Source organism: Varibaculum sp. GTC20041 (assembly GCF_055387755.1).
In genome coordinates, this window is sequence record NZ_AP041144.1 from 1043847 (window position 1) to 1067246 (window position 23400).

The 23400-nt window shown below is 54.0% G+C and carries 23 protein-coding genes; 1 reads left to right on the plus strand and 22 read right to left on the minus strand.

All coding sequences use genetic code 11. The features are described from left to right. Window positions 1-28: 28 nt before the first annotated feature. Genes ACZ5BI_RS04470 through ACZ5BI_RS04485 form a run of 4 tightly spaced genes read right to left on the minus strand, consistent with a single transcriptional unit; the run spans window position 29 to window position 5480 of the window. A complete protein-coding gene (locus ACZ5BI_RS04470) occupies window positions 29-766 on the minus strand; it encodes a polyprenol monophosphomannose synthase (protein WP_316086063.1) in 738 nt (245 codons plus the stop codon). Continuing rightward, window positions 763-2370, minus strand: a complete 1608-nt coding sequence (gene lnt, locus ACZ5BI_RS04475; protein ID WP_464896748.1) for an apolipoprotein N-acyltransferase — start codon at window positions 2368-2370, stop codon at window positions 763-765. The genes ACZ5BI_RS04470 and lnt overlap by 4 nt, the downstream gene beginning before the upstream one ends. Continuing rightward, window positions 2355-5153 (minus strand): DEAD/DEAH box helicase, encoded by a 2799-nt coding sequence (locus tag ACZ5BI_RS04480; RefSeq protein ID WP_464896749.1) that lies wholly within the window; start codon window positions 5151-5153, stop codon window positions 2355-2357. The genes lnt and ACZ5BI_RS04480 overlap by 16 nt, the downstream gene beginning before the upstream one ends. Next, window positions 5154-5480, minus strand: coding sequence for a hypothetical protein (locus ACZ5BI_RS04485; protein WP_316086066.1), 327 nt, complete (start codon window positions 5478-5480; stop codon window positions 5154-5156). A gap of 64 nt (window positions 5481-5544) precedes the next feature. Here ACZ5BI_RS04485 and ACZ5BI_RS04490 point away from each other — a divergent pair, with 64 nt between their 5' ends. Beyond that, window positions 5545-6675 carry a DUF3866 family protein gene (locus ACZ5BI_RS04490; protein WP_464896750.1) on the plus strand — a complete coding sequence of 377 codons (1131 nt, stop codon included), beginning with the start codon at window positions 5545-5547 and terminating at the stop codon, window positions 6673-6675. 90 nt (window positions 6676-6765) lie between these two features. Here the strand turns inward: ACZ5BI_RS04490 and hisG are convergent, their stop codons facing one another. The 18 genes from hisG to ACZ5BI_RS04580 all read right to left on the minus strand — a co-directional run bounded on the left by hisG (window position 6766) and on the right by ACZ5BI_RS04580 (window position 23397). Further along, the gene (gene hisG, locus ACZ5BI_RS04495) at window positions 6766-7611 is read right to left on the minus strand and encodes an ATP phosphoribosyltransferase (RefSeq protein WP_316086912.1); all 846 of its coding nucleotides are present in this window, start codon (window positions 7609-7611) and stop codon (window positions 6766-6768) included. Between the two features lie 8 nt (window positions 7612-7619). Next, window positions 7620-7883: a phosphoribosyl-ATP diphosphatase gene (locus ACZ5BI_RS04500; protein WP_316086916.1), complete on the minus strand. Its 264-nt coding sequence runs from the start codon at window positions 7881-7883 to the stop codon at window positions 7620-7622. 143 nt (window positions 7884-8026) lie between these two features. Further along, a complete protein-coding gene (gene rpe / locus ACZ5BI_RS04505; protein ID WP_316086913.1) occupies window positions 8027-8686 on the minus strand; it encodes a ribulose-phosphate 3-epimerase in 660 nt (219 codons plus the stop codon). 14 nt (window positions 8687-8700) lie between these two features. Then, window positions 8701-10215: an RsmB/NOP family class I SAM-dependent RNA methyltransferase gene (locus ACZ5BI_RS04510; protein ID WP_316086914.1), complete on the minus strand. Its 1515-nt coding sequence runs from the start codon at window positions 10213-10215 to the stop codon at window positions 8701-8703. Further along, on the minus strand, window positions 10215-11168 hold the full coding sequence (gene fmt, locus ACZ5BI_RS04515; RefSeq protein ID WP_316086915.1) for a methionyl-tRNA formyltransferase: 954 nt from the start codon (window positions 11166-11168) through the stop codon (window positions 10215-10217). Before fmt ends, ACZ5BI_RS04510 begins: the two co-directional genes overlap by 1 nt. 42 nt (window positions 11169-11210) lie before the next feature. Beyond that, a complete protein-coding gene (locus ACZ5BI_RS04520; protein ID WP_464896751.1) occupies window positions 11211-13289 on the minus strand; it encodes a primosomal protein N' family DNA-binding protein in 2079 nt (692 codons plus the stop codon). Continuing rightward, window positions 13286-14497: a bifunctional phosphopantothenoylcysteine decarboxylase/phosphopantothenate--cysteine ligase CoaBC gene (gene coaBC / locus ACZ5BI_RS04525; protein ID WP_316087139.1), complete on the minus strand. Its 1212-nt coding sequence runs from the start codon at window positions 14495-14497 to the stop codon at window positions 13286-13288. Before coaBC ends, ACZ5BI_RS04520 begins: the two co-directional genes overlap by 4 nt. 7 nt (window positions 14498-14504) lie before the next feature. Next, on the minus strand, window positions 14505-14780 hold the full coding sequence (gene rpoZ, locus ACZ5BI_RS04530; RefSeq protein ID WP_278605520.1) for a DNA-directed RNA polymerase subunit omega: 276 nt from the start codon (window positions 14778-14780) through the stop codon (window positions 14505-14507). Between the two features lie 55 nt (window positions 14781-14835). After that, the gene (gene gmk, locus ACZ5BI_RS04535) at window positions 14836-15387 is read right to left on the minus strand and encodes a guanylate kinase (protein WP_316099179.1); all 552 of its coding nucleotides are present in this window, start codon (window positions 15385-15387) and stop codon (window positions 14836-14838) included. A gap of 89 nt (window positions 15388-15476) precedes the next feature. After that, a complete protein-coding gene (gene mihF, locus ACZ5BI_RS04540) occupies window positions 15477-15788 on the minus strand; it encodes an integration host factor, actinobacterial type (RefSeq protein WP_022865224.1) in 312 nt (103 codons plus the stop codon). 99 nt (window positions 15789-15887) lie between these two features. After that, complete coding sequence (pyrF, locus tag ACZ5BI_RS04545) at window positions 15888-16742, minus strand: orotidine-5'-phosphate decarboxylase (protein WP_316099174.1); 855 nt, start codon at window positions 16740-16742, stop codon at window positions 15888-15890. 9 nt (window positions 16743-16751) lie between these two features. After that, window positions 16752-18050, minus strand: a complete 1299-nt coding sequence (locus ACZ5BI_RS04550; RefSeq protein WP_316087179.1) for a dihydroorotase — start codon at window positions 18048-18050, stop codon at window positions 16752-16754. 72 nt (window positions 18051-18122) lie between these two features. Next, the gene (gene nusB, locus ACZ5BI_RS04555; protein WP_316087180.1) at window positions 18123-18572 is read right to left on the minus strand and encodes a transcription antitermination factor NusB; all 450 of its coding nucleotides are present in this window, start codon (window positions 18570-18572) and stop codon (window positions 18123-18125) included. Window positions 18573-18578: 6 nt separating this feature from the next. Next, window positions 18579-19142 (minus strand): elongation factor P, encoded by a 564-nt coding sequence (gene efp, locus ACZ5BI_RS04560; RefSeq protein WP_316087181.1) that lies wholly within the window; start codon window positions 19140-19142, stop codon window positions 18579-18581. A gap of 71 nt (window positions 19143-19213) precedes the next feature. Beyond that, complete coding sequence (locus ACZ5BI_RS04565) at window positions 19214-19753, minus strand: shikimate kinase (protein WP_316076624.1); 540 nt, start codon at window positions 19751-19753, stop codon at window positions 19214-19216. Continuing rightward, on the minus strand, window positions 19746-21452 hold the full coding sequence (gene aroB, locus ACZ5BI_RS04570; RefSeq protein WP_464896752.1) for a 3-dehydroquinate synthase: 1707 nt from the start codon (window positions 21450-21452) through the stop codon (window positions 19746-19748). Before aroB ends, ACZ5BI_RS04565 begins: the two co-directional genes overlap by 8 nt. Then, entirely contained in the window at window positions 21449-22660 is a 1212-nt protein-coding gene (gene aroC / locus ACZ5BI_RS04575) for a chorismate synthase (RefSeq protein WP_316086852.1), read from the minus strand. Before aroC ends, aroB begins: the two co-directional genes overlap by 4 nt. Window positions 22661-22746: 86 nt before the next feature. Further along, complete coding sequence (locus tag ACZ5BI_RS04580; RefSeq protein WP_316086853.1) at window positions 22747-23397, minus strand: prepilin peptidase; 651 nt, start codon at window positions 23395-23397, stop codon at window positions 22747-22749. Window positions 23398-23400 lie beyond the last annotated feature (3 nt).

Consider the following 23400-nt stretch of genomic DNA (forward strand, 5'->3'; position numbering starts at 1 on the left):
AAGGGTGCATGGGGATAGCGGTTAGGCTTTAGCTTCGCGCAGCGGGCGCCTTAAATAGGTCAGCTATCCCCCAGCGGGTAACTTTTGCCAGGGCTTCCAGAATAATAGCGCTGGACATTTTGGAGGCTCCGGCAGCGCGTTCTTGAAAAGTGATCGGTACTTCCACAATATTTCCGCCCGCTTTCACTGCCCGCCGGGTCATATCTATTTGGAAGCAATATCCACGGGAATCAAGATCTGCTAATCCCAGCCGGCCTAGAAAATCTAGACGGTAAACCCGAAAACCGGCGGTAGCATCCCCGATTCCCAGGCGCAGCAGCGCCCCGATATAGGCGTTTCCACCTCGCGAGAGCGCCTCCCGTAACTTTGACCAACCCTCTAGGCGGCCTCCTCTTATCCAACGCGAACCAATCACCAGATCCGGCTCACTCGGCCATAGCCGGCGAGCCAGGAGTTTTTTCAGGTCACGTACCCGGTGAGAACCATCTGCATCCATCTGCACTATCCAGGTGTATCCTGCCTCCTGAGCCCAAGAAAATGCTTCCAAATAGGCCGGGCCCAGTCCGGCTTTCTCCGATCGGTGTACTACCTTCACTCCCCTATCTTTGCTTGCCAGTTCCTCGGCGAGCTCGCCAGTACCATCGGGAGAATTATCGTCAACAATCACCAAGTCTGCCTGCGGAATTTCCCGACGCAGTTTTGCCACCTGCCGGGGTAGAGTTTCTAGTTCGTTGTAGGTAGGAATCGCGATTACGGTATCTGTCATTTCTTTCTTTTTCCTTTCGAGCCGTTATTTCCGCTTCCTCTGCTCTTATTCACCGCTGGTTTACGTCCTGTTCGAGGGGAAAACTCGGTTCTTTGAAAGCTGCGTTTTTGTATTTTCAAGAAAACTAGGATTGCTCCCACCAGCGCCAGTCCAATTAGGGTTCCGAAACGGAAGCTGGCGTTCATCGCCTCCCCAAAACGTGCCTGCCAGGTGAGAGTGTCGCGCAAAGGCAGAGCCGCTTTTAAAGTATCTGCCCGAAAGAGCCCGGATTGGGAGACAACCTGACCTTCTGGATCGATCAGGGCGCTTACTCCCCCTACTGCCACTTGGACAGTGGAGCGATCATATTCGAGGGCGCGAAAGCGGGCAATCTGCAGCTGCTGTCGGGACTGATAGGAGTATCCAAAAGAAGAATTATTAGTGGGGAAATAAAGTAGGTTCGCCCCCGCGTGCACCGTATCGCGCACCAGCTGGTCAATCGCTACCTCGAAACAGATATTTGTCCCTATCTGCGCATTACCAACTGGGGTAACTCCGGGGGCTTTGCCCGGTATCATATCGCGCGGGAGCATTTTTACCTGTTCCGGGAAGATCCTAGAGATAGTAGGGCGAGCCGGTAAGAATTCCCCAAAAGGCACTGGTTCCCGCTTGATATAGATCTGGGAGAACTTGCCATCCTCCAGCTTTAGTACCTGGTTAGAGGTAGTTTTATTCCCATAAACCAAGGTGCCAAAAATGATGGGAATTTGCAGGTTTTCCTGCCAGTGTCGTAGTTCCTCCGCCCACTGCGCATTAGCACGCAGATCGATATCTGCTGCCTGTTCCCCCCATAAAACTACTTCGCTTCCGCGCAAATCACTACTACGTGTTTGTTCCATATGACCAGACAAGATGGTGCCAGGATGGGAATAGGTAGACCCAATTGGCCAGGAAACACCCCCCTGCATAGCCGCCACTTTTAGCTGGGAAGAATCTTGCGTATCCGGTAGCGACGGTAAGCCCACCCCCGAAAAAATCACTACTATCAAGGCCAAAGCCGCAGTAGCTAGATTCGGCATCGAGATTTTCCAAGTCACGCTAACTAGCGCAGTAACGATCCCCACCATTAGAAAGGCCATCCCGTTTTCACCCAAAAGCGGAATCCATCCCTTCATAGGGCTATCTACCTGGGAAAATCCCAACATTCCCCAAGGCATTCCCGTCCAGGGAAAACACGCTCGCCACGCTTCGATCCCGGCAAAAGAAAAGGCCGTCCAAAATGTCCAAAGCGGGCTGGTCAGTTTGCGGGTAGCCAAAACTGCCCCTGCCCACAAGGTGGGAAATAAGGTTTCAAACAGCGCCAGCGCAATCCAAGGAGTAGAAAAGGTCAGGGAGATAGCCACCCAGCGAAATAGCACCACGAAAAATAGCAGAGAGGTCAGAATGGAGATCACTAGGGCGTAGCTGCGGCGCGCCCGGCGCAGAATTAGTAGCCATAGTCCGAGAGCTAACCAGGCGCTTAGCCAGTGTGACCCCCAGGTAGAGGGGAAAGCCAAAAGTAGACCTGCTGCAATGGCGATGGCAGCAACTAGAGCCCAAAAACCATTTATTAAATATCTGACCATGCCACCACTCCGCGCAAAATTAGTTTTTGGGCTTTACGCGCGGTAGCCGAGGTTTCCACACTGCCCACCATTTCTAGTTGCCGCAGCACATCGAGCAGCTGTTTCATCGCTCGCACGAAATCCCCAGCCTCCAAGGGCGCGGTCTCTAAAGCTACCGCGAGCGGTTTCCCCTTAGCCCAAGCGTAGGTCGCTGCCACCAGCGCCGAAGATGACTGCGGAAGTTCTGGTGCTTGCAGCTCGCTTTGTAGCTGGCGCAGATTAGCCGCCAAAGTTTCGATTTGATTGACCACAGATTTCAAAGAGGCAGGCACCGGGGCTCCCGTTTCTTCCCGCCGCGCGTCATAACTAGCCGCCGAACAGGCTGCCGCTAGTTGCGCCGGGGAAAGCCCCGCGAAAACATTTTCTAGGGCGCATTGCGCGATGAGTAAATCGTATTCACTATATATTCGGCGCAGCACCTCCCCGGATTCGGTTACTTGCCCCCTGGGATCTAGATACCCTAACTGGATTAGAACCTTAACGACCCGGTCAAAGGTATCAACCAGTGCGCCCTCCGAAATATCGACTTGGCGCCGCAAGCGGGCAGCCTGCCGCTCGAGACGCGCCCAGCGAGAGGCCTTCTTTATATGGCTCGCTAACTGGGGACAACTGGACGCGGGATGGTGCGCCAGTAGCTCGGTAAGTTCCAGTTCGCTCAGTTCTGCCAGTTCACGGCCATTAGTTTCCAGTACCGGAGAGGATCTCTGCGAGCTTGATACCGCAGGTTTTGCGGGGGTAGCCGCCTCTTCCTCACTAGGTTTGGCAGGTTCCGGATCGGTAAAAATCCCTTCGCGCACCGCGGTACGTAACTTGGAGGCTAGGCGTTGTCGGTCGCGCGGTTTGCGTTCCGAGTAATCTTTCACCCACATCTGCCCCACCAAGGCTAAGGAGCCAGCAAAGCCATTAGTGGAAAACTCCCGTAGCTTGGCGTTATCGGCCAAGACAGTTAAAGTGGTTTCCCCGGTGCGAGTGCCCGATTTTTTCATCACAATCCCGTGACGAGGGCGGCGAGCATCTTTATAAGCCACTACATCACCGCGTTTTAGGGAACTAAAAATCTCTAAGCGCCGCCGCGCTTGCTCGCGGGCAAGCAGTTGGGCATGGCGGGCATCACGTGCCTCCAGCTCACTCTTAATCCTTACATACTCGTAAATATCCCCCAAAGAGCATTCCAAAGACTTAGCCGCGACAATTTCATCGGCTGCCCTTTGCTTTTCAGCGGCTTGCTGCGCCTTCCCCACTACTGCCCGGTCTGCCTGAAATTGCGCAAAAGAGCGTCGCAAAACGTCCCGAGTACTCTCCAAGGATCCTCGCTCCAGCAGGTTAACCGCCATATTGTAGGTGGGACTAAAAGCTGATTTCAGTGGATAGGTACGTTTTGAGGCCAGCGCGGCTACCGTAGCTGGATCCATGCCGGGGCGAAACATTACGATGCCGTGACCCAAAGTATCGATCCCGCGCCTGCCAGCTCTCCCGGTAAGCTGGGTATATTGCCCGGCCGAGAGCATTACGAACTCGTGACCATCCCATTTGCGTAGTGATTCAATAACTACCGAACGCGCTGGCATATTGATCCCCAGCGCCAAAGTTTCGGTTGCCAGCACCACTTTTAGTAATCCGGCAGCGAACATTTTCTCTACTGCTTCTTTAAGTACCGGAAGCAGGCCAGCATGGTGCACGGCGATTCCGCGCCTGAGTCCCTCGAACAGGGTATCCAATCCCAAAGCGAGGGCATCACCAGGAGGAATATTTTCACTGATGGCATCTAGCCACGCCGAGATTTGGCGTTTTTCCTCGGGACTAGTTAGATCTATGCCCGCTGCTACCAGCTGATTTTGACCCTGCTGACAGCGGGCGCGCGAAAAAATAAAAATAATTGCTGGCAGTAGCCCTTTCGCGTTTAACTCCCCTACCGCTGCGGCCAGTGACGTATGGTGACCGCGTCGGGACTCCCCCAAGCCGCGGCGAGTCCTAGCTAGCAACGCCGGATTAAGTTTAGTTTTACCACCGGAAGACTTTACTTCTAAATCAAAAAGTTGCCCTCCTACCAGCATATGTTGGTAAAGCGGCACCGGACGTTTTTCCGAAACCACAATCTCAACATCTCCGCGCACTTGGCGTAGCCACTGACCGAATTCTTCGGCATTAGACACTGTGGCCGACAAGGCGATTACTTTTACCTGCGCATCTAGATGTAAAATTACTTCTTCCCATACGGGGCCGCGATAGCGGTCAGCCAGGTAATGCACTTCATCAAGAACTACAAACCCTAAATCATCGAGGCGCCCATCGGTCCGGTAAAGCATATTGCGCAGAACTTCGGTGGTCATCACCACCAGGGGAGCTGAGGGGTTAACGGAGATATCCCCGGTCAGTAGCCCCACATTTTCACTGCCGTAGGTGGCAGAAAAATCTCGAAATTTTTGGTTAGAAAGCGCCTTGATTGGGGTGGTATAAAAGGCTCTCACCCCGCGTTTTAACGCCAAGAATAGGGCGAACTCCCCCACTAAAGTCTTACCGGAACCGGTAGGGGCAGCAACTAATACAGATTTATGGTTCTCGAGGGCGCGAAGGGCTTGATCTTGGAAATCATCAAAGGGAAAATCAAAACCAGCCGCGAAACTAGCCGCCTCGCCCTTAATCTGGGTGCGTTTAAAAGTGGCTAACTTTTCCGCCGCGCTTAGGGAATCCCAGTCCCCCGCACCTGGAGTAGGAGGTTTTTTTCGTTTACGCCTACGCGGCACCTACATCAGCCCCAGTTTCTCCCAGCGCGCTTTAGCGGCTGATAAGCGGGCGTAGCGGCGAGTACGCCGAGTGGCTGCCACTTCCGCGCGCACCTGGCGAGCCGCAGCTAACACCTGGGGATCACCGCTGGCTCCGGCGGGGCGCAGAGCCGAAAGCTCCGAGGCTTCCTGCAAATTCTCGAGCGGAGAGGTTACCTGCTGAACTTGTTCCCCGAAAACATTTAAAGTGGCATTGGCTTTGCGGAATAGCCAGACAAACATGACAATCGGACAAATTATTGCCGCGAGAATCCCCAGCGTCCAAAGCACAACTAAAAACCCATGCATACCTTAAGCCTACCTGTTTCCGACCCTGGCGGTCACCCCGACAAAGACCGCTAGAATATAAAACATGATGTTACGGGAAGGACAGGTGGCAGCGGTTCGCAACTTCAAAGCCACGCAAGAACTCACGCTCAAGATTTCTGCTCATCCTAGTGGAGCCGAGCAGTTTTTAGCCGGGGAAACCATGCGCGCCTTAAACTATCCGGCCTTAAACGGGGAAGTTAAAGCGGGAGACACGGTACGCGTTGATTGTTCTGCCCTCCAGAAGAACTTAGGAACCGGCGGGTTCGCACTGGTGACCGCACTTTGTGGGCGTCTGCCAGAAGACTCGTTGCCGGCTAATGAGGGTCACATTATGAAGGCGCGCTATACCCCCAGCCAGTACATGGTTTCCTCTGTGGAAGAACAAGAATCCCCTTATCACCAGCAGATGCGACAGGCAGAAAACTTGCAGGGAATGCCGGTAGTAGGGATCGATCTGCATTCCCAGCTTCCCGCGGTGATCGCCGGGGTGCGGGCGGAGAATCCCGCGGCGAAAATCGTTTATGTTTACACCGATGGCGGGGCGCTTCCGGCGTTTTTCTCCCGCAACATTACCGCGCTGCGCGAAAATGGCTGGCTATCGGCGGTAATTACCGCTGGTCAAGCCTTCGGGGGTGACTTGGAATCGATCAATACTTTTTCGGCGCTGCTGGCAGCCCGGCAGGTGTTAGCCGCCGATATCGCGATTGTGGGACAAGGCCCAGGCAATGCGGGTAGCGGCACCCCCTACGGTTACTCCGGTCTTGATCTTTCCTCGTTCCTAACCCAGGCGGCTGCAGGAGGCGGGAAAGCAATTTGTGCCCTGCGGATGTCAGCAGCTGACCCTCGGCCGCGCCACCAGGGAATCTCCCATCATAGTTTGCGAATTCTCTCTGATTTTACGCCTGTTCCCCTGACCGTAGCGCTGCCGGAATTTACCGACGAGGGCGAAGGGCAAAAACCTCTCCTAAACAGTGAGTTCACTAAATTGGTAGACTCCCAACTGGCACAGATTAGTTCCCGGCACCGGGTGCAAAAATGTGCAACTACCGGACTCTACCAGGCCCTAAGCGACTGCCCGGTGAAGCTGTCAACCATGCGACGAGGCCTGGAAGAAGATGCTGCTCCCTTCCTGGCAGCTGCGGTAGCCGGACGCCTCGCCGCGCAGCTTGCCTAGCCTAAAGCTTCCGGCGAAATCCTTCGGGGTTTTACCTCCGAGGTACAAAGTACCAGTTAGGGTGCCGGCCTGCGCCTGGCACAGCTCCAGCTAGATCCGAGCCGATAGCAGCTGAGTAACCAAAATCCCCTCCGCCCCGAGGGCGTGGAGCTTATCGACCACCCCGTGAACTTCGGAGCGTTTGCACATCGCCCGCACCGCTAGCCAGTGGCTATCTTGCAGGGAAGATATGGTGGGCGAAGAAATTCCCGGAGTATAATCTACCGCTTTATCCAGCAGATCCCGGTGAACGTTATAGTCGACCAACACATAGTTACGCGCATTGAGCACCCCCAAAAGGCGCTGCTGAAGAACTTGCAGACCCGCGCTGTCGGCTGCCTGCGGATTAGCGATAAGCACAGCCTCTGATTGCATCAAAGGTTCGCCAAATACTTCCAGCCCGGCTGCCCGCAAAGTGTTGCCCGTTTCCACTACATCAGCGATTGCATCTGCCACCCCGAGGCGAACCGAGGACTCTACGGCCCCATCTAGGTGTACGGTATCGGCTTGCACCTGCTGCGAAGCCAAATAGTCCTGCACAATCCGGTCAAAAGAAGTGGCAATACGTTTACCCCTTAGATCCTGAACCGAACTCATAGTGCCTAAAGGTGCGGCAAAGCGGAAAGTAGAGGAGCCAAATCCCAGTGCTAATACTTCTTCGGCTTTGACTCCCGAATCCGCTAGTAGATCGCGTCCGGTAATCCCAGCTTGAATAAAACCGGCACCTACGTATTGGGCGATATCGCGCGGACGGAGAAAAAACACTTCCACCTGGTTGGTTTGATCGGTGATATGTAGCTCTCGACCCCGGCGCCGGGTACGGTATCCAGCTTCGGAAAGAAGTCTGATGGCCGGATCTGACAGGCCACCTTTATTGGGAACAGCTATTCTTAACATTTGTATCCTTAGAGTTTTCGGTAGACGTCTTCGAGGCTAACCCCTTTAGCGATCATCATCACTTGGGCGTGATAAAGCAGCTGGGAGACCTCTAAACAAAAATCATCGTGACTTTCGTATTCGGCAGCCATCCAAGTTTCTGCCGCTTCTTCTACGATTTTCTTCCCGATAGCATGCACCCCGGCGTCTAGCTCTTTTACGGTGCCAGATCCCTGAGGACGGGTGGTTGCTTTTTCTTGCAACTCCGTAAACAAATCTTCAAAACTCTTCATAGCTTTAAGGTTAGTGGGTTTTGAAAAATCTTGCCTTCCGGCTCCAGTTGGCAGGAATCCAGTTAGCTCCAACCTGCCCCTGGGGCGCGCGAATAAGCTTTTCGAGGACGCCGCTGCTTCCTCGCCGAAAACCTCGCTAAATACTAGCAGTGGGACTGGGCGATGCGCCGCAGTTCCTCTACCTCCGCGTAGGCATCTTCAGCTTTATAAACCGCTGAACCCGCAACGAATACATCCGCTCCGGCTTCGGCAGCTACGCTAATAGTTTCGCGGGTAATTCCTCCATCCACCTGCACCGATACTTGCAGGTTAGCAGCAGAAATAGCTTCGCGGGTACGGCGAACTTTCGCCATCATCGACTCTAGGAAGGACTGACCCCCAAAACCAGGCTCCACCGTCATTACCAGCAACATATCGATTTCCGGGAGGATATCGATATAGGGAGTGATATCGGTGGCTGGACGCAGCGCCATTCCCACTTTCGCCCCTTGCCGGTGAATCTCTCGCGCCAGACGAATCGGCGCTGCCGCTGCCTCGGCATGGAAAGTTACCGAGGCACATCCGGCCTCCGCATAGGTAGGCGCCCACCGGTCGGCGTCCTCGATCATTAAATGGGCGTCTACTGGCAAAATGTTTTGGCGGATTACTGCCTCTACCACCGGCAGCCCCCAGGAAAGATTGGGCACAAAATGATTATCCATCACGTCCACATGCGCATAATCTGCGTTCTCTATTTTTTTGATTTCAGCAGCCAAGTTAGCAATATCGCAGTTAAGGATAGAAGGAGAAATAGTTACGCCCATGATTAGTTTCCTTTCTAGTTTTTGCTGATTACTGCTGCAAACATAGCGTCACTGGCATGAATATGTGGCCACAATTGTAAGTATTTATCGGCGCAGCCCAATCCCTGGGGCCAGGCATCGGCATCGATAAGTTGATCCCATACGGGGGTGAGTTCCTGTAGTTGCCCGTCCCCGCGAGCTTTTAATACCCGCTCTACCAGGAAAGTAGTTTCTGCCGGGTGCGGTGAACAAGTAGCGTAAATAACTAAGCCTCCCGGGCGGCAAACATCTAAAGCCCGATTCAACAGACGCTCCTGTAGATCAGTGATATCCGGAATGGTTTCATTACGGGCACGGTAACGGGACTCGGGGTGACGGCGCAATGCCCCCAATCCGGTACACGGAGCATCTACCAGTACCCGGTCATATCCGCCCTCACGGAGCGGAAACTGGGTGCCGTCTTTTTGCGTCACCTGCACATTGTCAAGAGCCTGCACCGAATCTTCCACCAATTTGGCGCGGTGAGGACTAATCTCATTAGCCACCAGTTGGGCGCCGCGTTGCCTGCCTAACGCCGCCATTAAAGCTGCTTTCCCGCCGGGACCAGCACATAAGTCTAGCCAGTTCTGGTCGCTGCCTTCCAAAGGATAGGTAGCTGCGATTCCGGCGACCAGTTGTGATCCTTGATCTTCCACCCCTGCACGAGCCTGCCGAACCTCTTCTAGGCTTGCGGGGTCTCCCCCAGACACAATCAAACCCCAAGGACTCAGCGTCGAATAGGCAACATCTTGTCCCATATCTTCTACCGCATCGGCAAGTTCTTCTCGATTAACCAAGCCAGGTCGCGCCACCAGGTTGATATAGGGGGCGCGATTATTTTCTGCCAGTAATGCCGTCAGGGAATCATCGTCACTGGGAATCTGGGCACCCAGTTTTGCGTGTTCACTTAAAGCCGCGCGATAGGCGGCAATAATCCAAGCAGGATGAGAATACTCAATTGCCAGGCGGCGGGAGGCATTAAGGGCGTCGAGCCGGGATTCTAGTTCCCCACTGTCAGCCAGGCGCACCGCTTGGCGTAAAACCCCGTTGACCAGCCCGGCGGCTCCCTCATTGGCTTCCTGTTTTGTCAGATTCACCGATTCGCTGACCGCGGCGTGAGTGGGCACTCGCATATTTAACAGTTGATGCAAGCCCATGCGCAATATAACCAGCACTTCTTTTTCCAAGGCAGCTACTGGGCGGGTCGAGCACTCATCGATTATCCAATCGTAAAAGCCTTGGCTTCTGAGCGTCCCGTAGGTGAGCTCGGTAGCGAAACCGGCATCGCGCCCGGCAATATGGGCGCGAGTAAGGCGCGGCGGCAGCAATAGGTTCGCATAGGCATCTTTGGTCTCTACTGCCAGCAGTACCTGGAAAACCAGGGTACGTACCCGATCGGTTTGGGGACGCCATTCCTCCGGTTCGAAGCGGTTTCCTCCCCGCTTTTTTCGCTGGTTACCCCGGGGAGACTTACGGGGAGAATATTCTTTCGAGGGACGATCTGGTCGCACTAGTTTTGCTCACTTTCACCCGGGAGACTAAAGAAAAAATCTTGCCCATATCGTTGTCCCCGTCCCCAGGCATCGGCAGCCATCTCCCTTTTTCCAGCCGGGGTGACAAAGGTGAGTTTCACATCGTTACTGCCGGTGCCGACGGTAACTTCATGTTTAGTAACCCGCACCTGACCGGGCTGCAGCGTATCATGTTCTTTCATCTCGATTACGGGATAGATACTGATCCGTTTACCATCAGGCAGTTCGGTCCAAGCTCCCGGTTCAGAGGTAAAGCCACAAATCATGTCGGCTACCTGGTGGGCATCTTTTTCCCAAGGTATTTGGGCATCTGCCTTGGTGAGCAGAGGCGCGTAGCTGGCGCCTTCGCTAGTTTGCGGGTGGGCTTTAGCATTTCCAGTTTTCAGCGCCGCGAGAACGTGGGGCAACACCCCGATTCCGGTGTCGGTTAAGCGCTGCAGCAACAAATCTGCGGTGGTTTGGGGAGCTACGCGGATGGGATCAACCGCGTAGATAGGGCCGGTATCCATTCCCTCGTCAATGCGGAAAATACTAACCCCGGTGATTTCTTCCCCAGCGATACGCGAATGCTGCACCGGAGAGGCCCCCCGCCATTTAGGCAGCAGCGAATAGTGTAGGTTAATCCAGCCGTGGGGGAAAACCTCTAATAGATCTTTCGGAATCAGCAACCCGTAGGCGACTACCACCGCCACGTCGGCGCCTAATGCTTTAAAGTCAGGGCGCTCACTGGTGTCTTTCAACGAAGTAGGGGTAAAAATCGGCAAGCCGGCCTTTTCCGCCACCTGTGCCACCGGCGAAGGCGTAACCTTGCGACCTCTACCAGAGCGAGCAGGACGGCGAGTTAACACCCCGACTACTTCATGCTCCGAGTCGAGCAGATACTTCAGGACAGGTACCGCCGAGTCGGGAGTACCGGCAAATAAGACACGCATAGAGGAAATGTTATCAGTTAAGTACCGCTATCTCAGGAAACATTAAAGATCTTGGGGATCTACCTGTACCCGGATCTGACCCCACTTTTTTCGAGAAGCCACCGCTTGCAGGCGGCGCAGCTCTTCGCGCAACAGCTCACCTTGATCCAAACGGGAACGTACCAACATCTGGAAGTGATCGTCCTGCCTAACCGGACCGATAACTTGGGCACCGGGGAAGCTGGACTCAGCAAGGAAACGGTGCAAGGCGTCCTCTGAGCCGCGAATAACCGCTAAGGCGGCAGTGGGGGGAATCCCAACTTCCGCTCGCTCGGCTAGCTCCTGGATTGCCCAGCTACTAAAAGTTCGGTGTTTAAAAGTTTCGGCGAGTCGCTGCCCCGGATCACCGGTGAGCATCACCTGCCCGCCCGGGGCAACTTTAGCAGCGGTATTTGCCCAACGCCGCAAAGCTTCTTCCGCTGCCCAAATCCGATCTAGGCTCAGCAGCAGGCCGGCATCTAACAGTAGTGCCGCGAGGTAGCCACCCTTAGCTACCGGTTCTTGTTCCGCAGTTGCCACGATTAAGGCTGGCTCAGCATTGATAAGGTTCAAAGAAGTATCGGCGTCACAGTTATAAACGGGGACACGCGGAAACGCGGCCGCCAGTTCGCTTCCGATTTGTTGATGTCCGCGCACCCTAGCGCGGGTCTCTTTAGCCCCACAACGCGGGCAAGAAAACCGAAACTGATGAGCGCAACTATGGCAGATAAACTTTGTGCGCAGCTGCTCTACGTGCCCTAGGCACTGCGGACAACGCACCGGCGCTAGGCAATTAGCGCAGCTCAGGCCGCCGCGTCCTCCTTTGCGAGGAGCCTGGATTAATACCGGACCGTTTTTCAATCCTTGCCGCAGGAATTGCAGGGCGGTAGAAGATAGCCCGCTTTGCCCGAGGGAAGGGTCGTCTCGATTTTCATATTCGGGGGTAAAAATTTTAGGCAGCGGTATTTGGTGAGTTTCGGGAACCAACTCGCGAGCCCAGGTAGACATAACTAAAGCCTGCGCCTGGGGTGAACGCGAGAAACTTCCTAATACTAAAGAAGCTTTTTCACGCTGGGATCGTAGCATTGCAACTTGCCGGGTGTGCCAATAAGGTGCGGATTTTTCCTGATAAGTGTCGGCTGTCTCGTCCCAAATCAACAGCAGAGACAGCTTTTTCAAAGGAGCAAAGATGGCGGAACGAGTTCCTATCACCAGAGAAGGATGGTTAAACCGACACTCTAAGAAGGCGCGGTAACGGGCATTCGCCCCCAGATCAGAGTGATACTCCAAGGCTGAGGGGGCTCCGATGGAAGCATGTTCATCCCAGTAGGCAGCAAAATCCTGCGCTAGCTTACTAGTGGGGAAAAGACAGAGCGTTGAGCCACTATCCCTTAGCGAATGGGAGATGAGCTGGGAGATTTGAGAGAAAGGAGCGGGCAATTCGGGTTCGGGAAGCGCTTGCCACACTACGCGGCTCGTTTGCCCCCGCGCTAAAGACTCTAAAAGGGCTGTCCCAGTGGGATAGGAAGCAACGAGGGGCTCCCTAGCTGCTTTGTCCTCGGCGAGCCCGTCTAGCTTTGCCTCTTTGGTTACCGCAGATTCGCGGTTATCAGAATCAAAGAACTCTTTCTCAATATTCGCGCGGCGCGCAGGGATCGCCTGGCGTAAAATCGCGGATAAATTTCCGGCATAACGCCGAGCTACCTTTTCTGACAATGCAAAGCTGTCTTCGGACACCAAAGGATGAGGGCTGAGAACCCGGCTGATTGGCCGTAAACGCTGTCGGGTGGGTTCTGCTTTGCGAATATCCCTTACCCATCCGTGTACCAGCTGGCCGGCAATTTTTACGCTCACGAGGCATCCGGGCTGTACTTTTGCCTGCAACCGGGCAGGAATCGTGTAATCGAGGCCGCTGGCCAGATGGAAAACCGAAACCTCGGGAATAACTCGGGCAATCGGGTCACTATTTTCCCATTTGCCACGGGGCTGACTCGGAGTGGCCAGTAGCTCTTGTTGGGTTCCTGCCAGGGAATTAGTCTGCTTCCGGGATCTAAGGCTAGCTAGGGGGTCAGTGCCGCTCCACCGCGGCATCGTGTCAGTCACTGCACCTGCTGGCGTACCAGCGTAACTATCTGGGTAGCCACCTGGGGTTTATTGCCCGAAAACTGCCCAATTTCACTGCCTTCGCCGTCAACTGCGCAAACTCTGGTAGCGATATCTCCGAATCCAGTTTCGGTGCCCACTTGGTTAATAAAAATAATGTCGGCTCCTTTGCGGCGAGCCTTTTCTTTACCCAGTTGCAGCACCTGTTCCCAGCTGCCGGTTTCTGCCGCGAATCCGGCTACTAACTGATCGGAGTGTTTCTTGCTGGCTAAATCTGCCAAAATATCGGCAGTGGAGCGCAGCCTTAAAGAAAACTCCTGTTGATTAGGAACTTTCTTGATCTTTTCGCTTTGAAAATCTACTGGCTGATAGTCCGCTACTGCTGCCGCCATTACCGCCACTTGCATGTGGGGGAAATAGTCTAGTGCTGCCTGGTGCATTTTGCCTGCACTAGGAGTAGCCACCACTTCTACCCCACCGGGCAAAGATTCCAGGAGCGTTGGTTCAATATTGGCAGCCAATAAGGTTACTTGGGCTCCCTGCCAAGCAAACTGCCGGGCAATCTCAACTCCAAAGCGCCCAGAGGAACGATTTCCGAGAAAACGTACGGGATCTAAAGGCTCACGGGTGCCTCCCGCGCTTACCATTACCTTCTTGCCTTGCCATTTCCCGGTAGAAAGAACCGATAGCACCTCGGCGTAGATATCTTCTTCCGGTGCTAGCCGGCCTAGCCCTCGATCCCCACTGGATAGCTCACCTGCCACCGGGCCGATGAAACGCGCTCCCCTAGCTTGCAAGGTTTGCACATTTTTCCTGGTCGCCGGGTTTTCCCACATATTGGTGTGCATCGCCGGGGCTAACAATAGCGGGCAGTCAGCCGCCAAAATCACGTTGGTCAGCATATCGTTAGCAATGCCGTGGGTTATCCGTGCCAATAGATCAGCAGTTGCGGGAACCACCACGATAGCGCTGGCCTCGCGGGCGAGTTCAATATGCCCAACTCCGCTTACGGGGGAATCTACCTGCGTGTAGACCGGATTACCGGATATTGCTTGCCAGGTAACTTCCCCGATCATTTTTAGAGATGCTGGGGTAGGAACTACCCAGACATCGAAGTTGGCTTTAACTAATGCCCGCACCACATGGGTGGCTTTATAGGCGGCGATACCCGCCCCCACCCCGACAACAATTTGGCGGCGCTGCGACATAGTTCAGTTAATCCTGGGAAGAATCGTCATGCTCTTTTAGATTTAATACTCCCTGATCAATTTCGCGCAAAGCAATACCTAGAGCTTTGTCTTCAGGATTGGAATCAATCAGCGGCCCGGGAGTGGAAAACATTCCTTCCGCGATCTCCAGATTGTAAGTGTTAATCTGCCGTGCCCGTTTAGCCGCATATACTACTAGGGCATATTTGGACTCTACCTTTTCCAATAGATCATCTATTGGAGGGTTGGTGATCCCCTCTGGGCTAGCAACAGTACCCGACATATTGTCCTCTCATTTCTATTTTCAGTGGCGAAGCGCCACCTCTTCACGAAGAATCTTACGCTATTCCCATTAGAGCTGCTAGTTCGCTAGCCGCCTGATTAGGGTGATTATTTACCACAATATGCTCAAATTCTCCGGCAGCTGCCATCTCAATTTCGGCGGTTTGTAAGCGCCGAGTTACCTCGGCTTCTCCCTCGGTGCCTCTTCCCCGCAAGCGTTCTTGCAAAATCTTTTGACTGGGAGCTTGTAGGAATATAAAACAAGCATCAGGGTGAGTTCGCCGCACCTGCCTCGCGCCTGCTAAATCGATTTCTAAAATCACGTCCTCGCCGCGGGCAATATATTTTGCGATTTCAGAACGTAAAGTACCGTAGCGGTTTTGGCCGTGAACTATCGCCCACTCTACAAAGCCATCGCAGGCCACCAGCTCATCGAAGCGGGCTTCACTTAGGAAATGATAGTCAATCCCGTCACGTTCACCCGGACGAGGCGAACGAGTAGTAGCAGAAACCGCTACGTTTACCTGGGGATGGGCTTTTCGTAAAGCCTTAACCACAGTTCCTTTGCCTACCCCAGAAGGGCCAACCAATACATACAGGCGAGACATGGGTAAACTATTCACTCCGAACTTTTCCGGTAAATAACAGTATGGGACCCAAATCTTGGGTCCCATACTGCAATAAATTAGTTAGATTACTAGCCGAAGCGACGAACCAGCTCAGCGCGCTGATGCTCACCTAGACCGCGGATACGACGCGACTTGGCGATGCCGATCTCCTCCATTACCGCAGCAGCGGTGGTGGCTCCTACCCGAGGCAGAGCCTCCAGCAGAGCCTGAACCTTCATCTTGCCCAAGTACGGATCATCCTGAGCGTTCTTGATTACTTCAGATAGGGTCAGTTCCCGGTTCTTCAGCTTCGCCTTAGTTTCAGCGCGAGCCTTGCGAGCCTGAGCGGCTTTTTCCAGAGCCTGTGCGCGCTGTTCGGGAGTCAAAGAAGGAAGTGCCATTTTGTATTACCTCTTCATCTAGATTTACGGGATAACAACAGGAAAAACACTAGTTGTTTTTTTCCATTTAAGCCAAACTAGCGACTAAGTTTTGCCAGTTCAGTTGCGAAAAATATCACTCATTTGCTCAGTTATTTGCCTGGCGGCAGCTTGCAAAGCTGATACTTTCGGACCAGCAGAAGATATTCCCCGGGAAGTTGATGCCAGCACCCGGAAGGCGCTCTTTCCGAATATTTTTTGTATATCTGCTGGTGTAGCCCCTTGAGCGCCAATTCCAGGCGATAAAATGGATCCCGAAAATGCCGAAAAATCTATTCCTAAAGCTTTCGCAGAATTTCCGGTGGTGGCACCCACAACCAAACCCACATCTGCGATATGACCTTGATCACTAGCTGCTTTATTTGTGTGTTCAGCCTGCGAAATTATGTCGGCCGCCACGCTTTTACCGCTGGCGCATTGGGCATGTTGAACCTGGAATCCTTCCGGATTCGAAGTAAGGGCTAAGACGTAGACCCCTTTCCCATTGGCCTTGGCTAAGTCCAAAGCCGGTGCCAGCGAACCGTATCCCAGGTAGGGAGAAAGGGTAATCGCATCCGCTTCTAGCGGGGAGCCAGAGCTTAAATATGCCTGCGCGTAACCGGCCATTGTGGAACCGATATCCCCACGTTTAACATCCAAAATCGTTAATAAACCCGCCTCTCGGCAAGCCGCTAGTACTTCCTCCAGCACCTTGATACCGCTTGAACCGAAACGTTCAAAAAACGCCGATTGGGGCTTTACTGCCGGTACCTGCCCCGCCATCGCTCCCACCAAAGTTAAAGAGAAGGTACGCAAGCCCTGGAGGTTGTCCTCCAATCCCCAAGCAGAAAGTTGCGAGGAGTGAGGGTCAATACCTACACAAACATTGCCTCTTTTCTCCATAGCCTGCGCTAAACGTAGCCCGTAGCGACGCATATTTCCTCCTTAAAACTGTAACTGTCCAGCTAAAACTGTGGGTTTGCCTCGATAGATAGTGTGGCGCACCTGCCCCAGTAGTTCCTTGCCCACAAAAGGAGTGTTATCGGAGCGAGAAACTTGGGTCTCGCGGCGCACCTGGCAAGCAGTATCGGCAGATACAAAGCAGAGATTTGCTACCGATCCGGGAGTGATTTCCACTCCCTGCCCCGCGGCTTTCCCAATTCTTGCCGGGGTAACCGACATGACGCGTGCCAGATCGCGCCAAGTCATTTTTCCGCTTTGCACCATAGTAGTAGCCACCACCGCTAGTGCAGTTTCCAGTCCGATCATCCCAAAAGCACCGCATTCGAAATCGCAGTCTTTGAGCCGACGCGGATGCGGAGCATGATCGGTACCGACCAGGTCAATGGTGCCGTCTGCTAATCCTGCCTGTACGGCCTCCACGTCCTTTTGCGAGCGTAGCGGCGGATTCACTTTAAATAGCGGATCTCGCCCTCTGACTTCTTCCTGGGTGAGGAACAGGTGATGGGGCGTGGCCTCGGCACTTATGCGTGCACCCTGAGATTTGCCCCAACGCACGAGTTCTACCGCTCTGGCGCTTGACAGGTGGCAGACATGAATTCGCGCATCCAGGTAGAGAGACAGCAAAATATCACGGGCAATAATCATTTCTTCCGCAACGGTCGGCCAGCCCTTTAGCCCTAATTCTTCTGCTAAGTAGGACTCGTTCATTTGCGAGTCTTCAGTCAGGCGGGGCTCTTGGGAATGCTGGGCAATAACCCCGTCAAAATCGCGGACAATCTCTAGAGCCTGCCGCATCAGCAACGGATCGAAAACGCATTTACCATCGTCGCTAAACACGTTTACCGCTGCCCGCGACTGGTGCATTCCCTTAAGATCCGAAAGCTCTTTGCCCGCGAGGTCCTTAGTGACTGCGCCCACTGGATGGACATCTACCCGGCCAGCCTGACGCCCCAAATCCAGTACTTGCTCGACTACCTGGGGGCAGTCTTGGGTAGGGGTAGTATTCGCCATGGCGAAAACTGCGGTATATCCGCCCTTAGCGGCCGCGGCAGTGCCAGTGTCGACAGTTTCAGCGTCGCACCCGCCGGGCTCACGCAAATGGGTATGCAAATCCACCAGTCCAGGCAGCGCTATTAGACCCTGGGCATCAACTTCGCTAACCCCCGTGCCGGCATCTACCGACAAATCTGCGCCGACCTGGCGGATTTCTTCGCCCTCCACCAAAATATCGGCGCGATTCTCCCCCAGGATATTTGCACCGCGGAAAACTATTGCGCTCATAGCTGCCTCCTAATAGCTGAGTGCAGCCATGCTGGCGAGGACGTAAGCGTCAGTTTTATGCCTTAAGGGCTACTACTCACTTGAATTATTGTCAGTGGAGCGCCCGATAGCATCTAGCACTCCGTTAATAAAGTCCGGTGATTCCGGAGTGGAAATCGCTCGCGCGGTACCTACCGCTTCGTCTACCGCAATCCTCCAGGGAACATCCTGATTGTAAAGAATCTCCCACACTGCGCAACGCAAAATCGCTAGATCCGGTTTGGGCATGCGATCTAGCGCCCATGCCCGAGAATACTGGCTGAGCGTCATATCGATATCGAAAAGATGCTCCGCCACGCCCTCGGCAATTTCTGCCGCATAATCAGGCAAGGTGGTTTGCGCGGTAGTGAGATGTTGCCGCTGAAGTACCAGCTCTCGCAAATCCTCTGGGTCTTGATCTAGACCTTTGAGATTCGCTTCGTAAAGGGTATCAACTGCCCGTCGCCGTGCTTTAGTACGCCGAGATAGCCGATTCTTGGACACTGGCTACTATTCCTTAACCCGGGAAATATAATCACCCGAACGGGTATCTACCTTGATTTTCTCGCCCTCTTCCACAAACAGCGGAACCTGAACTTCATAACCAGTCTCTACGGTCGCCGGTTTGGTTCCCGCAGAAGAACGATTACCCTGCAGCCAGGGCTCGGTGTGGGTAATCTGCATGATTACCGAGGCGGGCAGTTCCAGGAACAATACCTGTTCGTCATGAAAAGCGACTACGGCGCGCTGGTTTTCAATGAGGAAGTTCTTGGCGTCGCCTACGATTTCCGCGGTAATCATCACCTGCTCATAGGTGTCGTCATCCATGAAGACGAAATCAGTACCATCTTGGTACAGGTAGGTCATATCCCGGCGATCAACCGTTGCGGTCTCGACTTTTACCCCGGCATTAAAGGTACGATCAACCGTTTTGCCACTTAAAACATTCTTGATCTTGGTACGCACGAACGCCGGGCCTTTTCCCGGTTTAACATGCTGGAACTCCACTACCTGCCATAACTGGTTGTCAAGTTTTAGTACCAGACCGTTTTTCAAATCATTTGTTGTCGCCAACTTAATACCCCCAAGTCAAAATCAATCGTTACTACTTTACTTTAATCATGCGACGGTGGAAAATATTGCCCCTAACCGGTACTTTCACTTCCTAGGTTTAAAGCCTCCGCCACTTTTTGCAGCGCTTGCGCTTTCGATAAATCCGAAACTTCTACTGTTAGGGGATGTAGAATCTGCCACCGCTGGCGTCGCTGCTGCCCCATTTGCCGCAGCCACGCCCGCGGCATCCCCAATCCTAGGGAGCGAGGGCGATTGAGCCCGGCGCGATCGGCCATAGTCGACAGGTCAATCACCAGTTCTAGTACTTCAGCACCAGGCAAGTCTTGCAGCTCGCGCAAGGTTTGCGGGTTATCTAAGGCGCCGGAGCCACAATCAACGATGGTGTTTTCGCGGGGCAGATTATGCAAGAGGTCGCGCAATACTTCCCGTTCGACCTCGCGATAGCGTTCCTCTCCTACCGTTAGCAGCGCAGTATCTGCCGCGACCTGTAATTTGGAGGCTACCTCGCGATCGGTAGCAACCAGGTTCCACCCCAAGTTATCTGCTAGCGCCGCCCCGATAGTAGATTTTCCGCTTCCCGGTAGCCCAATCAAGAATACGATCCTATTCACTTGGCGGCTCCTGGCTCGATAAGGCGGGAGAACCTGCCGCGGTATCAGCCTGGTTTATAGCATTAAAAGCGCGCTCTAATAAGTGGTAATCCGTGATTGGGGTGACCTGAATCTGTCCGTTACCGGTGGTAAGCACCATGCGGATTACTCCCCCGCGAACTTTCTTATCCGAAGCCATGATTTTCAGCAATTTCTTGAAAGAGTATTGTGGGCAAGTGGTCGGCAATCCCAACGCTGTAATCTGGCGGCGTTGAGATTGCATTTGCGAGGGCGTAAGCAGGTTCAGTTCCACCGCCACCTGGGCAGCAAACACCATCCCGATGGCTACCGCTTCTCCATGTAACACTTGGTAGGAACTAGCCTTTTCGATCGCATGGGCGAGGGTGTGTCCATAGTTGAGGCACTCCCGCATCCCCCCTTCGCGCAGATCTTCGCTAACCACCCCGGCCTTGACATTGATCGCGCGGCTAATTACTTCTTCCGCAGCGGCAGGAGATCCCCCCAGCTTTTCGGGACTCTGTCCGTTCAGTAGCTGCAATATTTTCCGGTCCGCAATAAACCCGCATTTAATGACCTCCGCCAAGCCGGAGTGCAGCTGCCGTGGCGGTAGGGTCTGCAAATAATCGAGGTCACAGATAACTGCGCTCGGTGGGTAAAACGATCCCACCAGATTCTTACCTAGGGAAGTATTGATTCCGGTTTTGCCTCCGATGGCTGCATCCACCATCGCCAAGAGGGAAGTTGGCAGATTAAATAATTCAATTCCTCGCAGCCAAGTGGCGGCTACGAAGCCCGCCATATCGGTAGTTGCCCCGCCTCCGAGCGCCGCCACCGCGTCCTCGCGAGAAAAATGGTTTTCACCCAGACAGCGCCAGGCATCTTCCACAATCCGGATATTTTTGGCTCCTTCTCCATCCGGGTGCTCGAACAGTTTTACCACTTGTCCCGATTGGGTAAGGCTAGTAGCCAAGGCACGGGCAGCGCCCGAAAGCGGCGGCGGATAGATTAAGAATATTTTCCGAGGACGCTCTTGTAGCATCTGAGTGAGCGCTGCGCCTGCCCCCTGCCCCACGATGACCTGGTACCCGGCACCAGAAGTTACCGGAATCACCCGCGACGCTGCCTTAACCTGCGCCGGTAAAGTAGCCAAAGCCTCCAGATGGTAGCGGCGCACCGGGAGCTGCTCTTTTCTGCCTAATCCCCGCATTACCGCGGAGGAGGCTTCGTTAAGAGTGCCGTTAGCGGGAACGATTAGGGTAGCCGCCTCCAGATAGCTGTCCCGGCGCTCTGCTTCCAATTGTGCAAGCTTGCCACTGGGACTGTCTACATCAGCTAAAAGTGGGCGGTTAGCAGCTTTCCCCACGCGGGCAGCCGCCTGGGAAAGGGAAACATCTAGGAAAACCACATCTTTGCCTGCCAGCGCTGATCGGGTTTCCCCCCGGGTGAGCGCGCCACCGCCCAGGGAGATGACTCCAGCGTCGCTAGCGAGCAGTTCCGCAATAGTCTTTACTTCTAACTCTCGAAAGCCTTCCTCACCACGGGTAGCAAAAATCTCAGGGATCGACATTCCTGCCTGCTCGCTAAGCACTTGATCAGCATCCCGGAAGGAACAACCTAAACGCGCGGCCACGAGCCTGCCTACCGAGGTTTTACCGCTGCCGGGCAAACCAACGAAAACTATTTGTTTTTGGCGAGTCATAGCCTTGCCTCCATCCGCTTTTGGTAGGCCTGCAGATTCTCGCGTACCTGATCCAGGGAATATCCCCCCACATGCTCTAACAACGCATCAGCCAGGACTAATGCCACCTGCGCTTGGGCGATCACCGCCCCGGGGACTACCGCGCAAGTATCGGAGCGTTGATGAATAGCTCGGCTTTCTTCCCCGCTTGCCAGATCAATGCTGCGCAAAGCACGAGGTACGGTAGAGATCGGTTTGAAGGCACAACTGACTCGGATTAGCTGTCCGTTCGACATGCCACCTTCGATCCCGCCGGCATGGTTGGAAGCTCGGGTTATTTCTCCATTTTCTGCCCGAACAATCTCGTCATGGGCTGCCGACCCCGGCAGATACGGCTGGGTTCCATCCCCGACTTTTACGGTTTTTACCGCGGGGATAGACATTAGAGCAGCCGCTAACCGAGTATCTAAACGCCTATCTGCCGTCACATGGCTACCGAGACCAAGCGGTACCCTAAAGGCCGCTACCTCGACACTGCCCCCAATAGTGTCGCCATTTTCCTTAGCCGCATCGATCTGGGAAATCATTTGCTCGCTAACGGTTTTATCCGGACACCGCACCGGATTTTCGGTCAGGCTGTCCTGTTGATCCAATGCCGGAACTGGATAATTTACCGGTAGCTCGGCTTTCCCAATTTGAGTTACATAGGAAATCAGCTCTATTCCGGCGGCTTGTTTTAAGAACTCTTGGGCAAAAGCTCCCAGCCCTACCCGCATTGCGGTTTCCCGGGCGCTGGCACGCTCTAAAACGGGGCGAGCCTCCTGCAGGTCATAGGCGAGCATTCCCGCCAGATCCGCGTGTCCGGGGCGAGGACGAGTTAAAGGTTTATTGCGAGCAATTTCCCGCTGGTCGCCTTTACCAGCATCAATTTTTAGTGCCTGCGGATCTACCGGATCCGGGCTCATCACCGTTTCCCATTTTGGCCATTCGCTGTTTTCAATCAGCAGCGCTATAGGGGCACCGGTAGTCTTTCCCCTGATCACCCCACCTACCAGATGGGCACGGTCCTGCTCAAATTTTTGGCGGGCTCCCCGGCCGTAGCCGGCGCGCCGACTGGCTAAATATTCGGCGACTTTTGCGGTCGTGATTTCTACCCCTGCGGGCATTCCTTCCAAGATTCCTACCAGCGCGGACCCATGTGATTCACCGGCGCTCATCCATCTCAACATGGCTTCATTCTTTCATGGAACCATTTTTTGCGGCCTAACTTTCCACTTCTAGAACAGCTAAGCACACCGGCTAAAAAACAAGTTTTCTAGCGAGGAACCACCAGTAGAGCGATATAGGTGGCTGCTAGCAGCCAAGGGCCGAAAGCAAAGCGGGTAGCATAGCTGGCTTTCTTCACTGTCACTAGATAAAGCGCCCACAGACCGCTACCTACTACGGAAAGGATCCCCATCAGCAAGAGGCAATGCCAAGAAGAGCAGGTAGCCAGCCCCACCAAGAGGGGAACTAGCCGCAAATCACCAGCCCCGATACCGTGACGTACAAAAGTACCCGGGAGCAGCAGTATAAAGCTTCCGATCGCTACGATGAGAGCATAAGCCGGTTTTACCCACTGTCCAGTAATGAAGCCAGCCAAGATAACGACTGTTACCACCAGTATCAAGAAAGTTAGAGTCATCGAACGCGGGAGCCTTTGGGTGCCCGCATCAATAACTGAAAGCACCGTCCCCAGGGTGAGTAAGGGAAACAGCAACAGTAAATTGATGGATCCGAACCGTACAATTACTGCAGTTCCGACTGCAACCCCAGCTATCAGACCTATCACCCACGGCTTATTCCAGAATGCTCTCGCTTGACCAGAAAGGCGAAAATACTTATCTACCTTGGGTAACCCGTATGCCAAGTTTCCAACTCCCGCGAATAATAGCGCGATAATCAGGACTAACAATTGCATTTTCATGCC